9 protein-coding genes and 1 pseudogene are annotated in these 14,420 nt (G+C 74.4%); 5 read left to right on the top strand and 5 right to left on the bottom strand.

Going from position 1 to position 14,420, the window contains the following annotated elements:
- Positions 1–26: 26 nt before the first annotated feature.
- Together VSR01_RS31530 and VSR01_RS31525 are read left to right on the top strand one after the other, a co-directional pair.
- Positions 27–3,089, top strand: coding sequence for an MMPL family transporter (locus tag VSR01_RS31530; protein WP_326452409.1), 3,063 nt, complete (start codon positions 27–29; stop codon positions 3,087–3,089).
- Positions 3,086–4,531: a sensor histidine kinase gene (locus tag VSR01_RS31525; protein ID WP_326452408.1), complete on the top strand. Its 1,446-nt coding sequence runs from the start codon at positions 3,086–3,088 to the stop codon at positions 4,529–4,531. Before VSR01_RS31530 ends, VSR01_RS31525 begins: the two co-directional genes overlap by 4 nt.
- A gap of 59 nt (positions 4,532–4,590) precedes the next feature.
- Here VSR01_RS31525 and VSR01_RS31520 read toward each other — a convergent pair whose 3' ends face one another.
- A complete protein-coding gene (locus VSR01_RS31520) occupies positions 4,591–5,325 on the bottom strand; it encodes a class I SAM-dependent methyltransferase (protein ID WP_326452407.1) in 735 nt (244 codons plus the stop codon).
- A gap of 508 nt (positions 5,326–5,833) precedes the next feature.
- Between VSR01_RS31520 and VSR01_RS31515 the strand changes: the two genes are divergently transcribed.
- Positions 5,834–7,081 (top strand): PP2C family protein-serine/threonine phosphatase, encoded by a 1,248-nt coding sequence (locus VSR01_RS31515; protein WP_326452406.1) that lies wholly within the window; start codon positions 5,834–5,836, stop codon positions 7,079–7,081.
- A gap of 93 nt (positions 7,082–7,174) precedes the next feature.
- On the opposite strand, the gene VSR01_RS31510 is transcribed toward VSR01_RS31515, so the two are convergent.
- Positions 7,175–9,823 carry a glycoside hydrolase family 9 protein gene (locus VSR01_RS31510; protein WP_326452405.1) on the bottom strand — a complete coding sequence of 883 codons (2,649 nt, stop codon included), beginning with the start codon at positions 9,821–9,823 and terminating at the stop codon, positions 7,175–7,177.
- A 176-nt stretch (positions 9,824–9,999) separates the two neighbouring features.
- Entirely contained in the window at positions 10,000–11,100 is a 1,101-nt protein-coding gene (locus VSR01_RS31505; protein WP_326452404.1) for a YihY/virulence factor BrkB family protein, read from the bottom strand.
- Positions 11,101–11,299: 199 nt separating this feature from the next.
- Between VSR01_RS31505 and VSR01_RS31500 the strand changes: the two are divergent.
- Both VSR01_RS31500 and VSR01_RS31495 read left to right on the top strand, forming a co-directional pair.
- Positions 11,300–12,212 (top strand): annotated as a pseudogene (locus VSR01_RS31500) (MBL fold metallo-hydrolase).
- Entirely contained in the window at positions 12,188–13,174 is a 987-nt protein-coding gene (locus VSR01_RS31495) for an AraC family transcriptional regulator (protein WP_326452403.1), read from the top strand. Before VSR01_RS31500 ends, VSR01_RS31495 begins: the two are co-directional and overlap by 25 nt.
- 213 nt (positions 13,175–13,387) lie before the next feature.
- Here the strand turns inward: VSR01_RS31495 and VSR01_RS31485 are convergent, their stop codons facing one another.
- Together VSR01_RS31485 and VSR01_RS31480 are read right to left on the bottom strand one after the other, a co-directional pair.
- Entirely contained in the window at positions 13,388–13,768 is a 381-nt protein-coding gene (locus tag VSR01_RS31485) for a hypothetical protein (protein WP_326452402.1), read from the bottom strand.
- Between the two features lie 84 nt (positions 13,769–13,852).
- Positions 13,853–14,302 carry an ATP-binding protein gene (locus tag VSR01_RS31480; protein WP_326452401.1) on the bottom strand — a complete coding sequence of 150 codons (450 nt, stop codon included), beginning with the start codon at positions 14,300–14,302 and terminating at the stop codon, positions 13,853–13,855.
- Positions 14,303–14,420 lie beyond the last annotated feature (118 nt).

The raw sequence follows: 14,420 nt of genomic DNA, 5'->3' as shown, positions 1-14,420 counted from the left end.
CCACCGCGACCCACGAGGGACGGTTCATGGCCACGCTCCTGTACCGGCTGGGCGCCTTCGGCGCCAGGCGCCGGCGCACCATGGTGATCGGATGGGCGGTCGCCCTCGCGGCCGTCGTCGGCCTGGGACTGCTGTTCTCCGGCTCCTTCCAGAACAGCAGCTCGATCCCCGGCTCCCCGGCGCAGACCGCGCTGACCCGGATGGACCGGCACTGGCCGGACCCGGACCGGGAGTCGGCGCAGGTCGTCTTCCAGGCGCCGCCCGGCCACCGGCTGAGCGAGCCCGCCTACGACGGGCCGCTGCACACCAGCCTGGCCGCCGCGGCGAAGGTCCCCGGCGTGGTGTCCGTCGGCGACCCCGCCGCGGACGGCGCGGTCTCCCCGGACGGGCGCACCGCGGTCGCCCAGGTGGACTTCAGCACGCCCAAGGACGGCGACGTGCCCGCCGCGACGCTCGACGGGCTGAAGGCCACCGGCGCGCCCGCGCGGCACGCCGGGCTCACCGCGCTCTACGGCGGGGACGCGTACGGACCCTCCACCGCACCCGTCGGACCGACCGAACTGATCGGCGTGCTGGTCGCCCTGGCGATCCTCTTCATCACCTTCGGGTCGATGACCGCGGCCGGGATGCCGCTGCTGACCGCCGTCCTCGGCGTGGTCGGCAGCATGACGGCGCTGATGGGACTGGCCTCGGTGGTCGGGATCTCCGACAACGCGCCGACGCTGGCGATCATGCTCGGCCTCGCGGTCGGCATCGACTACGCGCTGTTCATCGTCTCCCGGCACCGGGCGCAGCTGGCCACGGGCATGCCGGTCGCGGAGTCGGTGGCCCGCGCCACCGCGACCGCGGGCAGCGCGGTGGTCTTCGCGGGCGCGACCGTGCTGATCGCGCTGGCCGGGCTGTCGGTGGCCGGCGTGCCGATGCTCACCTCGATGGGGCTGGCCTCGGCGGGCGCGGTCGCGATGGCGGTGGTCACCGCGCTCACGCTGCTGCCCGCGCTGATGGCTCTGCTCGGCCGCCGGCTGGTCCCCCGGCCCGGCTCGCGGGCCGCCCGGGCCGGCCACCGGGACCGGACGACCCTGGGCACCCGCTGGGTCGGCGGCGTGCTGCGCCACCCGCTGCGCAATCTGGTCGTCGTCACCGCCGGGCTGTTGCTGGTGGCCGCGCCCGCGCTGCAGTTGAAGACCGCCCTGAACGACGACGGCTCCAACGGGAGGTCCACCGCCACCCGCCAGGCGTACGACGCCGTCTCCCGGGCCTTCGGGCCCGGCGCCAACGGCCCGCTGATCGTGCTGGTCGAGGGCGCCGACGCCGCGTCCACCGCCCGCACCGCCGCCGCCGTGGAGCAGCGGATCGCGCACCTGCCCGGCATCGCCGACGTCAGCCCGGTCGACACCGCGAAGGACGGCGTCGCCGCCCGTATCCAGGTCGTCCCAACCACGGGGCCGCGCACACAGGCCACCGGCGACCTGGTGTCCCGGCTGGGCGCGGCCACCGCGCCGGTGGCCCGGCAGGACGGCGGCCGGGTCGCGGTGACCGGGCAGACCGCGGTGAGCATCGACGTGGCCGCCAAGCTCAACGGCGCGCTGCTGCCGTTCGCCGTGGTGGTCGTGGGCCTGTCGCTGCTGCTGCTGATGGTCGCCTTCCGGTCGCTGGCGATCCCGGTCAAGGCCACCGCCGGGTTCCTGCTGTCGGTCGGCGCGGCGTTCGGCGCGACCGTCGCGGTCTTCCAGTGGGGCTGGCTGTCGGGCCCGCTGGGCGTGCCGAGCACCGGACCGGTCGCGAGCTTCGCGCCCATCATCGTCATGGCGGTGCTCTTCGGGCTCGCCATGGACTACGAGGTGTTCCTGGTCTCGGCGATGCGCGAGGAGTACGGCCGGCACCGGGACACCCGCCGGGCGATCCTGGGCGGGGCGCGCAACGCCTCCCGGGTGGTGACCTCGGCGGCGCTGATCATGATCGCGGTGTTCGTCAGCTTCCTGTTCGGCAAGGACCCGGACATCATGCCGATCGCCTTCGCGCTGGCCTTCGGCGTCCTGGTCGACGCGTTCGTGGTGCGGATGACGCTGGTGCCCGCGGTGCTGGCGCTGCTCGGCGACCGCGCCTGGTGGCTCCGCGCCGGCTGGCCCGCGTCCTGCCCCGGCTGGACGTCGAGGGCGACGGCTTCGAGGCGGGGCACGGGCCCGGCGCGGGGACCGCGGTGGCCGGCGGCGGCCAGGAGCGGGAGTCCGTGGCACGATGATCCACCCTGCCGATACCGGGGCGCGGACCCCGCCGGCCCGGCCCGAGGAGCGCACATGAACGTCGACGACCTCCCGTCCGCCGGCGGCCCCGGCCGGGGCCCCGGCCCGCACGCCGCCCGGGGTGCCGCGGCCGGCGCCGGGACCGGCCCCGGCCAGGACCGTGTGCTGGTCGTCGACGACGACCCCGGTATCCGGCAGCTGCTGGTCTCCGCGCTCGGCTTCGCGGGGTTCGCCGTCGACGCGGTCGGCGATCTGACCGGGGCGCTGGCCCTGGTCGACCGCCGGCCGCCCGACGTGATCGTGCTGGACGTGATGCTCCCCGGCCCGGACGGCTTCGAGATCCTCCAGCTCCTGCGGGACCGCGGCGTCACCGTCCCTGTGCTCTTCCTGACCGCGCGCGACGCGGTCGAGGACCGGGTCCGCGGGCTGCGGCTGGGCGGCGACGACTACGTCACCAAGCCGTTCAGCGTGGTCGAGGTCGGCGCCCGGCTCCAGGCGCTGCTGCGCCGCGCCAAGGGCGGCCCGGCCGTCGAGCCCGACCCGGTGCTGCGCTGCGCCGACCTGGAGATCGACGACCCGCGGCACGAGGTGCGGCGCGGCGGCGAGCCGGTGGACCTGTCCCCCACCGAGTACCGGCTGCTGCACTACCTGATGTCCCACCAGGGCCAGGTGCTGTCCCGCTCGCAGATCCTGGAGGCGGTGTGGCAGTACGACTTCGGCGGCGACTCGGTCGTGGTCGAGCGCTTCGTGTCCAACCTGCGCCGCAAGATCGACCAGGGCCGCACCCCGCTGCTGCACACCGTGCGCGGCGTCGGCTACACCCTGCGGCAGCAGGCCGCCCGGTGATCGTCGCGGGCCTGCGCGGCCGGCTCCAATGGACCCGCTCCAGCGTCCGGCTGCGCATCCTGGCCGGGCTCGCGATACTGCTGGTGGCCGGGCTGACGGCCGGCGCGGTGGCGAGCGCGCTGCTGCTCGACGACTTCCTGGACTCGCGCTCCACCCAGACGCTGCGCGACAGCGCGGCCCGGGTCCGCGCCGTGCTCGCCCGCGGCCCGCAGACCGCCGACGGCGACCAGGTGTCGGCGCTGCTCGGGCCGCCGCTGGGCAGCATCGCGGTGGACGGGCGGGACCGGGTCCTGCTGTCCACCGGCTCGGCCGACCTGGCCCCGCGGGGGCTGGTGCGGGTGACCGCGGCGGTGCCGGCCGGCCGCGTCGTGCACTACGAGAACGGCGAGGGACTGGACGACCTGGACGCGGTGCGCATCCCGAGTCCGGGCCTGGCGCTGCGGCGCGACGGCGAGCCCACCGTGCGGCCGGCCGCGCTGATCCTCACCGTCGACACGTCGGTGGACGACGCGACCGTCCACCGGCTGGTGGTCCGCCAGCTGTCCATCGTCGCGGCGGCCCTCGTGCTGCTGCTGGCGCTGGCCGTGCTGGTGCTGCGGCTGGGCATGCGGCCGCTGGCGAAGATGGCCGACACCGCCGACGCCATCGCGCAGGGCCATCTGTCCGAGCGGCTGCCGGTGCGCGGCAACCGCAGCGAGACCGACCAGCTCGCCGAGGCGGTCAACCGCGCCTTCGACGCGCAGGCCCGCGCCGAGGCCACCGTGCGGTCGCTGGCCGCCGACACCTCGCACGAGCTGCGCACCCCGCTGTCCACCATCTCCGGCTGGCTCGACCTGCACCGCCAGGGCGGGCTGACCGGTCCGCACCTGGACACCGCGCTCGGCCACATCGAGGACGAGGTCGGCAGGATGCGGCTGCTGGTCGAGGACCTGTCGCTGCTGGCCCGCCTCGACGCGGGCCGTCCGATCGGGCGCGATCCGCTGGACCTGACCGCGCTGGCCGCCAGCGTGGTCGAGGACGCGCAGGTGATCCACCCCGAGCGGGACATCACGCTGGCCGCGGCCGGTCCCGCGCCGGTGACCGGCGACGCCGCCCGCCTCCAGCAGGTGCTGCGCAACCTGGTCGGCAACGCGGTGCAGCACACCCCGGCCGGGACCTCCGTGCACGTCACCGTGGCCGCCTCGGCCGGGGAGGTCAGCGCCGAGGTGTCCGACGACGGCCCCGGCATCGCGCCGCAGGACCTGCCGCGGGTCTTCGAGCGCTTCTGGCGCGCCGAGGCCAGCCGCAGCCGCGCCTACGGCGGTTCGGGCCTGGGCCTGGCCATCGTGGAGGCCATCGTGCACGCCCACGGCGGCAGTGTCGCGGTCAGCTCCGCGGTGGGCGTGGGCACCACGGTGACCGTACGGCTCGCGGCGCGGGCGGACGACGCCCCGGCCAGGTGACGCGGGCTCGGGCGTAGGGGCCCGGGACCGGTCGGCGGGGGTGGGCCGGCGCGGGCGGGTCAGGCGGGCGGGCGGCGGAAGAGGGCCGTCCACAGGAACGGTTCGCCGAAGTGCGGCGAGCCCGGCGGCTCGTCGCGCATGCGCCGCAGCTCGACCTCGGTGAGGTCGGCGAAGATCCGCCGCAGGGACTGCGGGGTGTAGGCGAGGCCGCCGTCCAGGGTGGCCCGGCGGTAGAGGTCCGCGTCGGGCAGTTCGCAGCCCATGGCGCCGGCGGCGAAGCAGGCGAGCGCGACATGACCCCCGGGGGCCAGCACCCGGTCCAGGAGCGCGAGGTAGCTGATCCGCCGGTGCGGCGGCAGGTGGTGGAAGCAGCCCGAGTCGTAGACCAGGTCGTACGGTCCCTCGGGTACGGGCGCGTCGGCCGCGAAGGCGTCGCCGCAGTGGAAGCGCACGTCGGCGCCGGCCTCGCGGGCGCGGGCCCGCGCCCACGCGACGGCCTTCGGCGAGAGGTCGACCGCGTCCACCCGCACGCCGCGCGCGGCCAGGTACAGGGCGTTGCGGCCGGGCCCGCAGCCCAGGTCCAGCGCCCGCGCCGGGGCGATCAGGCCGCGGTCGAGATACGACACCAGGTTCTCGTCCGGCCGGTCGGCGAAGAACGGCACGGGCCGGGCGCGGTCGGCGTAGAACCCGTCCCACCAGTCGGCCGCGCCGGCCGTCCACCGGTCGGCCGGCGCCGGGAACAGTCCGTCCAGCAGCTCCAGTACGTCCTCGACCGTACGGATGTCCCGGTCCACCCGGACCCCCTCCCACGAAGCACGTCACGAGGCTCGCCACGCTACGGCGGGGTCCGCCGGAAGCCCAGTTCGCGGGGCCTGCGGCCGGTTCGGTCGAGGCGCTGTGCCCGGCCCCTCGCGCCCGCCCGCGCCCCCGCGGGCCGCGGGGTCGCGCTGCTGCCCGACGAACCGCCCGCACCACCGCGAGGGCCCGGGGGGACCCCGCCGGGGGCCGCGCCAGGCCCGCTTTCCGGCGACGCCCACGCCGGACGCGGGACGCCAGGGGCCGCGCCGGAGCCCTGGGGGCCGGTGGCGCGTTCCGCCGACCGGGCGGACCGCTGTCGGGGTGAGCCGCGTGCCGCGCGCCGCGTGCGCCGGGCCACGGCAGGGTGGGCCGGAGGCGGGCCCCGGGCGGATCACGGCGGTCGGGCGGATCACAGCGGCCGGGCAGGCCGGCGGGGCCGGCGGGGCCGCGGGTCGGGGTGCTCGCGGCCGGGCGGGCGTACGGGACGAGGAGAGCGGGGCCGAGGTGGAGCAGCGAGCGGGCGACGGGATCGACTACGCCGCGCTGTTCGCCGCCGTGCCGGTCGCCTGTGTGGTCCTCGACCGGCAGTTGCGGATCGTCACCGCGAACGACGCGTACCGCGAGGTGACCGGCCGCTCCGCCGACTCGCTGATCGGGCGCAACTTCTTCGACGCGTTCCCGCCCGACCCGCAGGAGCCGACCTCGCACGGCGCGGAGGTGCAGCGCCGCTCGCTGGAGACGGTGCTGGTCTCCGGCCGGGCGAGCCTGCTGATGCTGCACCGGTTCGCCATCCCGCGGTCGGGCGACTCCCGGAGCTTCGAGCCGCGCTGGTGGAACGTGGTGAACCAGCCGGTGAAGGGCCCCGACGGCCGGGTGGAGCTGATCATCCACCGGATCGAGGACGTGACCGGTTTCGTCCGCGAGGAGCGCCGGGACCCGGGCAGCGGCACGGACCCGGACGCCGAGGCGCCGTACGCCGAACTCTTCCTGCATGCACAGGAGTTGCAGCGTGCCAACCGCCGGTTGCAGGAGTCGACCGCGGTCGTCCACGACACCGCGCTGGCGCTCCAGCGGGCCATGCTGGAGACGCCCGACCTGGCCGTCCACCCGGAGATCGCGGTGCGCTACCGGCCGGCGCTGGAGGGGCTGAACGCGTGCGGCGACTGGTACGACGTGGTCGACCTGCCCGAGGGGCGGCTCGCGCTGACGGTGGGCGACGTGGTCGGCCACGGGGTGGCCGCCGCGAGCATCATGGGCATGCTACGCAGTGCGCTGAGCGCCGCGGTCCGCGTCTCGGACGGGCCGAACAGCGCGCTGCAGACGCTCGGGCTGTACGCGCGGTCCCATGAGAGCGCGCTCGCCACCACCACGTTCGCCTGTCAACTCTTCCCGGAGAGCCGGCTGTTGACGTACAGCAACGCGGGCCACGTGCCGCCGCTGCTGGTCCGCGCCGACGGCCGGCACGAGTTCCTCGACCAGGCCACCGATCCGCCGCTCGGCGTGCGGCTGGAGCATGTGCCGCGCCCGCAGGCCACGGTGGAGTACGGGCCGGGCGACACGCTGGTGCTGTACACCGACGGGCTGGTGGAGCGGCGCGGCGAGGACCTCGACGTGGGGCTCGGTCGACTGGCCGAGGCGGCGGGCGCGTTGCGCGACCGGCCGGTCGAGCACCTGGCGGACGCGCTGCTGGCGCGGCTGGCCGACCCGAGCGGCCAGCAGGACGACGTGTCGCTGCTGGTGATGCGGCTGTGAGAAAGGGGCTCGGCCGCCGCGGTACGGGTGCGGCGGCCGAGCGGTCGGGGACGGGACGGGGCTCCGGGCGGGCGGCGCCCGGAGCGGCGCCGGTCAACTGGTCGTGCAAGCGGTTCCGTTGAGCGCGAAGCCGTGCGGCGCGGCGTTGCTCGCGCTGTAGGTGGCGGTGAAGCCGACGTCGACGCCGCCGCCGGGCGGTATCGAGGCGTTGTAGCCGGCGTCGTGCGCGGTGACGTTCTGGCCGGACTGCGTGACGGTGCCGTTCCACGCGTTGCCGATGTGCTGGTCGCCGCCGAAGGTCCAGGTCAGCGTCCAGCCGTTGACCGTGCTCGTGCCGGTGTCGACCACCGCGACGTCCGCCTGGAAGCCGCCGGACCACTGGCTCGACACGGTGTAGGTGACCCGGCATCCCACGGCGGGCGGCGTCCCGGTCCCGCCGGTGGTGGCGCCGGAGGACGTCCCCGAGGTCGTGCCGGTGGTGGTTCCAGCGGTCGTGCCGGTCGTCGTGCCGGACGACGTCCCGCCGGAGGCGCCGGTGGTGGCGCCGGAGGACGTCCCCGAGGTCGTGCCGGTGGTGGTTCCGGCGGTCGTGCCGGACGACGTGCCCGAACTCGTCCCGGACGAGGTGCCCGAGGAGGTGCCCGACGACGTGCCCGCCGTCGTGCCCGCACTCGTGCCGCCCGCGGTGCCGCCGTCGCCGCTCGGGGCGGTGCCCCAGACCTGCGTGGCGCCGTCGTAGAGGACGACGTGGTCGACGGTGACCGGCGCGGCGCCGGGCGTGGTGGCCACGCCCGCGTAGGACCAGTCGGCCGTCGGGTTGTGCGCGCCGGGGAAGGTGAGCCGGAACTGCACCTCGCGGTGGTACGCGGACTGCCCGGCCGGGGCGATGTCCTGGCCCTCGCAGCTGATCGTCACGTAGGCGACGGCGCCGGACAGCCGGGTCGGACCGGTGGGCGCGGAGCACTGGTTGTACGGCGAGCTGAGGACGACCTGGGAGGGGTCGACACCCGGGTCCAGGGTGAAGTACCAGCGGAAGGAGCCGTGCAGCAGGTGCCGGGCCGGCCAGCCGGAGGTGTTGACCACCTGCGCCTTGATCTCGTAGAAGTTCGTGCCCGCGGTGTTCACCGCCGCCTGCATGTACTCCTCGGGGCCGTTGGGCGTCTCCTTCGGCGGGAAGTTCGCTCGCGGCGTGCCGCCGTAGCTCGCGGTCAGCGCGGCGAGCGCGCCGGAGAAGCCCGCGTTGTAGTCCAGCGCGCCTTCCGTCTCACCGTAGTTGGAGCGCTCGTCGGAGAAACCGTCGTCCGCCGAGCCCGGGCCGCCGACGAGCAGGCCGTAGTCCAGGTGCCGGGTGGCCGCCGGGTCGTTCATCGACTGGTCCCACGAGCCGTGCGCGGTGCGGTTGTGCGGGTTCTGCGGCCAGGCGCTGTTCGCGCCGGAGTTGGTGAACCCGATCTCGTAGCTCTCGTGGCGGGGGTTGTCGCCGAGGATGTAGTCGATCTGCCGCGCGCCGAAGTCGCGGTAGGTCGACACCTTGGCCGCGTCCTTGCCCTGCGCGCTCAGCCAGGAGGCGAACTGCAGTGCGGCGAACGCGGTGTTGGCGGAGTACCGCAGCGATCCCCAGGTGTCGAGGAACGCCTCGCCGCCGGGCGAGTAGGCGACCTTCTGCCCGTTCACGCCGGTCGTCCACCAGTCGAGCCAGCGCTCGGCGTCGTCGATGTAGACCTGTTTGCCGGTGAGTTCGGCCAGCAGCACGTAGTCGCCGTAGGACTTGTCGTCCCAGGCCAGCGTCCAGTTGTACTCGGGCGTGCTGGTCTGCTGCATCTTGGGCAGCTGGGCGTAGTACGTCTCGGCCTTGGCGACGTACGCGCTGTCACCGGTGGCGCGGTACAGCCACAGGGCGCCCCAGACGAGCTCGTCCCAGTAGCCGCTCCAGGAGTTGTAGTAGCCCTGGGCCGCGGTGATGCACTTGTCGTACGTGCCGCGGTAGGTGTCGGCGAAGGTGTAGAGCTGCTTGGCGTTGGTCAGCAGCTTCGCGGCGTACGTGGGGTCGGAGGACGCGAAGAGCATGCTGGACGAGGCCAGTGCGGCGGCCGACTCGCCGGCCAGGTCGGAGCCGGGGCAGGACGCGTCGATCTTGTAGGCCGGGCGCGGCTCGGGGTTGACCTCGGCCGGGCCCCAGAACGCGTGGTCGCTGGAGCCGTCGCCGACCTGGCCGTAGAGGACGTTCGCCGAGGGGTGCGCCTTCAGCAGCCAGTCGTCGCCCCAGCGCAGGTTCCGCAGCAGGTACGCGCTCTGGCCGGAGGCGGCGTAGCCCGGCGCCTCGTCGATGCCGCCCCAGCCGAGCATGGTCATCGAGAAGGCCATCGGGAAGCCGAACTTCACCTCGTCGCCCGCGTCGTGGTAGCCGCCGGTGAGGTCCAGGCCGACGTCCTTGCCGTCGGCGAGGTCCGAGTCGCCGCGCCAGCTCACCCGGTTGTCGGCGGGCAGCGCGCCGGAGCGCTGCGACTCGTAGAACAGCATGGAGTCCTGGAGCGCCTCGGCGTAGTTGTACGAGGACGCGGCGGCGGGCCGGGCCGACGCGGCGCGGGCGGCCCCCTGCGCCGCGACGCCGACGAGCGGCAGCAGCGCGGCGACCGCGACGGCGAGCAGGCGGCGGGACCGCCGGTGCGGGCGGGGAGGGTGATCGGGTGCGGCGGGGGCGTCCCCGCGGCGACGGGGGAACGGTCTGCGGATGCTGGACACGCGTCCTCCAGGGAGAACGAGGAGTGGGGGGATCGCACTCCCATAGGGCCCCGGCACAGCACCCTATGGGAGCGCTCCCACATGCTGCGCGCCCGGACGTGGGCGCGTCAAGGAGCGGGGCACGGGCGAAACGGCGGGGGCGCGCGACGGCCGCGCCCCGCGCGGGCGGGGCGGGCTCAGCCCGCGGAAGGGGCGTTCGCCGGACCGGACTGCGCGGGCCCGGCCTTCGCGGACGCCGTCTTCGCGGACCCGGCCTTCGCGGACGCCGTGTTCGCGGAACTCGCCTTCCGCGGCGCTGACGTGTCCCGCTCGCGTTCGTCGCGTCGCGCCACCGCCCTGGTGTGCTCGGCGTTGAAGTGCGCGCCGATCATCAGCGCGAGGTTGGACAGCCACAGCCAGACCAGGAACGCCACCGTGCCGCCCAGCGGCCCGTACAGCCGGTGGTAGGTGCCCATCCGCGCGGCGTACACGGCGAAGCCGGCGGAGGCCAGCAGCCACAGCCCGACCGCGACCGCGCCGCCGGGTGCGATGGCGCGCAGGGAGCGGGTGCCGCGCGGCCCGGAGCGGAACAGCAGCAGCACCAGGACGCCGGCCACGACCAGCAGCAGGGGCCAGCGCAGCGAGCGCCACGCGGACACCAGCGGCCCGCCGATGTGCAGCACGTGCCCGGCGCGGCGGGAGAGTTCGCCGCTGACGACCAGCAGGACGGCCGCGCAGACCAGCAGGACCAGCAGCGTCAGCGAGGTGAGCAGGATGCGCGGCGCGGTGCGCCAGGCCGGGCGGTGGTCGTCCACGCCGTGGATGTGGTGCAGCGCGCGGCGGAAGACGGCGGCGTAGCTGCACGCGGACCAGGCCGCGCCGAATCCGCTGAGCGCGGCGAGCGAGGCCGTCGCGGAGTGGTCGGCGGCCATCTGGTCCAGCGCGCCGGCGACCGTGGCCCGCGACTGGGCGGGCAGCAGCGCGGTCACCTCGGCGGACAGGCTGTTGTCGGAGGGCCCGCCGGCCAGGCCGATCAGCGCGAACGTCATGAGCACCGCGGGGAAGAGCGCGAGCACGGCGTAGTACGTGAGGGCGGCGGCCCGCTCGGTGGCGTCCATGTCCCAGGCCGCGGCGAACGCCCGGCCCAGTGTCCGGGCAAACCGGAAGCCGGCGAGGACGGCGCGCCCGACGCGGCGGTGGACGCGGGCCTCCCTGCCGGTGCGCGGCTGCGCACCCGCGGTCGGCCGCTGCCGCGCCTCCTCGCGCGCGTCACGCGCCGCGCCGTCGCGAGTCGCCACGACTCCCCCTCACCGCAGGACGCCGGAACCGGCGGGCAGACCGTCTGCCACCCGGTGTCTGCCCCGCATTCGCGCGCGCATGGCGGACGTGGTCCGTTTTCGGCCACCGATGACGTACCAAGCTCCCGCGAGACGCTGCCTTAAAAAGGAGAGACCCCGGAACATTTCGTGTCTCACCGCCCCTTCCTACGGTGAAGGGGTGAAGAAAATCGTTCTCGGTGATGTCGAGGTCTCGCGGGTGGTCGAGTGGCAGGGTGCGTTCGTCACCACCGATGTGCTGTTCCCGTCCGTGCCCGGTGAGTTGTGGCGCCGGCACGAATCCTGGCTGGCGCCCGACTTTTTGGACCCCACGACGGGTGCGTGGCAGGCGACCGTGCAGACCTGGGTGCTGCGAAGCGAGGGCCGCACCATTCTGGTCGATACCGGCCTCGGCAATGACAAGCAACGCGAGGTTGAGGTGTTCAACGAGCGCGACGGCGATTTCCTCGACCGTCTGGCGGCGGCCGGGGTGCGGCCGGAGGACGTGGATCTCGTCGTCAACACCCACCTGCACAACGACCACGTGGGGTGGAACACCCGGCTGGTCGACGGCGAGTGGGTGCCGACGTTCCCCAACGCGCGGTATCTGATCAGCCGGGCCGACTTCGACTTCTGGAACCCCGCCAACGGCCACGTGCCGACGTCGCCGTTCCAGTCCGCCGCCGGCTCCGGGGTCACGTTCGACGACAGCGTGCTGCCCGTCCATCGGGCCGGTCAGGCCGTGCTGTGGGAGGGCGACAGTCACCGCATGGGGAAGGACCTGGTCCTTGAACGCGCCCCCGGTCACACACCCGGTTCGACGGTGCTGTGGCTGGATTCCGGCGGCGACCGGGCCGTGTTCGTCGGCGACCTGGTCCACACCCCGTTGCAGATGGTGGAACCCGATCACGACACCTGCCTGAGCGAGGACCAGGCCGAGGCCGCCCGGTCCCGGCGTCGCGTCCTGGAGCAGGCCGCCGCGACGAACAGCCTGGTCGTGCCAGGCGCACCTGAGCGGAGCGGGCGCCGCCGAAGTCGTGCGGTCGCACGGCTCGCTCGCGATCAAGCGATGGGCGCCGTTCTCGGGCACCTGACCCGGCGGGGGCGGACGAGGGAGGATGAGGCGATGGACGTGGTCAGCGACGTGATCTGCACCATGCGCGTGGGGCGCCCCGCCCTGTCCCTGGAAGCGGCGGCCCCGTCGTGGCAGGAGGAGGTGTCGGCCTTCGAGGGTGCCCGGTTCTACGTGGGCGCCGCGGGACGCCTCCGGGTGACGGCGCCGGACGAAGCGGTCATCACCTTGCGACCGGGGGACGCCGTTCTGCTCCCGCACGGGACCGCGCACACACTCGTGAACGCCGCCGACGGCACTGCCCGGTTCCTGTCCGGCGCCTACCGTCTTGAGCGGGCCCGTCCGCACCCGCTGTTCCAGGACCTCGCCGATCTGGTGGGTCTTCCGGCGCGGCCGGACCGTTACCGGGGTCTCCAGGCGTCGATCGACCTGTTGCTCGGCGAACTGGGCGAACGGATGCACGGCAGGGACCTGGTGCTTCCCGCGCTGCTCGACGTGCTCCTGGTGCATCTGATCAGGGCCTGCCTGGCCGAACGTGCGGGCCTGCGGGCCACCGGCTGGTGCGTGGCCCTCGACGACGAGGTGATCGCGCGATCGCTCCGTGCCGTGCACGAACGCCCCGGCGATCCCTGGACCGTTGAGTCGCTGGGCGCTCACGCGGGCCTGTCCCGCGCCGCCTTCGCGCGCAGGTTCACCGCCATGGTGGGGCAGCCGCCGCTCACCTATCTGACGTGGTGGCGGCTCACCGTGGCGGCACGCCTGCTCCAGACGACCGACGTCCCGCTGTCCACCGTGGCGCAGCGCAGCGCAGCGGCTACGGCTCCGCCTATGCCTTCGCCAACGCTTTCACGCGCGAGTTCGGGATCTCGGCCGGTCGTTACCGCCGGCAGCACCGCGCCGACCGCCGGCCCGGGACAGCGCTTGCGAACTCCCGAGGGCCCGCGTGCGCGGACGTCCACGCCATGCCGTGACGCCGTGCCGTGACGCCGTTCCTTGACGCCGTTCCTGACTCCGTGCCTTTCCGCCGTCGTCGCAGGCCCGATCCGCGCCCGCTGCCGGGGGCCGGGCCGCCCTCTTCCCGTCGGCGACCGGGCGGCGGTGCCCGGTGGCCCGCCTGAGCAGGACCCGGCCGATCATCGTCCCTTCGCGTGCGACGACGAAGCTCCCGGGACCGACCCCGCCGTCCGGCGGGCCGGTTCACCGCCGGTTCTCGGTCCGCCACGAGCAGACGCCGGGGTGGGCGGCGAAGTGCCCGCAGGGGACGCCCTGTTGCGGCGAGACGCTCGTGCAGTCGGGGCGGAGGAAGAACGCGGCGGGGAAGTCCTCGTCCCAACTGGTCCAGATGGCACCGGCGTCGGGTCCGGCGAGGTGGTCGTAGACGATGGCGAAGTGCGATCCCTCGGCGTGCGCCTCCAGGTGGCACATCAGGTCGTCGGCGATGAGGCTGGGGTTCACCTCGAGATACGCCTTCGCCGACTCGGCCCTCACGGCGGGCGGTACGTAGGTCGACGCCTCGCACACGACCGGTACGCGGCCTTCCGCGACGCTCTCGCTGCTCCGGCTCTGCGGAATACCCATGGTTTCTTCTCGTCCTTCGTCTGTCGGGCGTCGGGTGTCGGGAGTGACTCGGGGGCCGGGTCGGGCGACCGGGCCCGGGAAAGGTCAGAGCGGCCGCAGCCTGCCGAGGTGAGCCCAGACCACCTTTCCGGTGGCGGCCCCGGCGTCGTCCGTGCGCCACTCGTAGCCCCAGCGCTGTTCCGTGAGCTCGTCCACGATCTGCAGGCCGCGCCCGCGCTGGTCGCCCGGCATCGCCGCGCGCAGCCGGGGCACATGGCGGCTGTCCTCGTCGCACACCTCGACCCGTACGGCCGCGGGACCGAGCGCCGCGAAGCGCGTCTCGACGGTGGCCCCGGCGACCCGGGCGTGGACGACCGCGTTCGCCAGCAGCTCGGAGAGCACCAACTCCGCGTCGTCCACGAGCTGCGCGCGGTCCCAGCCGAGGAGCGTACTGCGCAGCAGCCGCCTCGCCCCGCGCACGGCCGCCGGGCGCTGCGGCCACCGCCGGGTCACGATCTCCGTGGACGTCGCGACGTCCTCCGCCGTTGCCTGCATGGTGCGCCTGCTCTCTCCGTGATCGAGTCCTGACCTTCCGCACACAAGCTTGCGCACTGCGAACTACGATCAACAGAGGGCGAGCCTTAACAGGCCGAGAGTTAAGAGGAGAGGGGAC

The organism is Actinacidiphila sp. DG2A-62, assembly GCF_035825295.1.
Classification (GTDB): Bacteria; Actinomycetota; Actinomycetes; order Streptomycetales; family Streptomycetaceae; genus Actinacidiphila.
Note: the sequence above shows the minus strand (reverse complement) of the source record. Positions and strands in the feature narration are given on the sequence as shown.

Coding starts and splice junctions, on each gene's coding strand:
- VSR01_RS31530 (WP_326452409.1), top strand. CDS start 27: ATGGCCACGCTCCTGTACCGGCTGGGCGCCTTCGGCGCCAGGCGCCGG.
- VSR01_RS31495 (WP_326452403.1), top strand. CDS start 12,188: ATGGGCGCCGTTCTCGGGCACCTGACCCGGCGGGGGCGGACGAGGGAG.
- VSR01_RS31485 (WP_326452402.1), bottom strand. CDS start 13,768: ATGGGTATTCCGCAGAGCCGGAGCAGCGAGAGCGTCGCGGAAGGCCGC.
- VSR01_RS31480 (WP_326452401.1), bottom strand. CDS start 14,302: ATGCAGGCAACGGCGGAGGACGTCGCGACGTCCACGGAGATCGTGACC.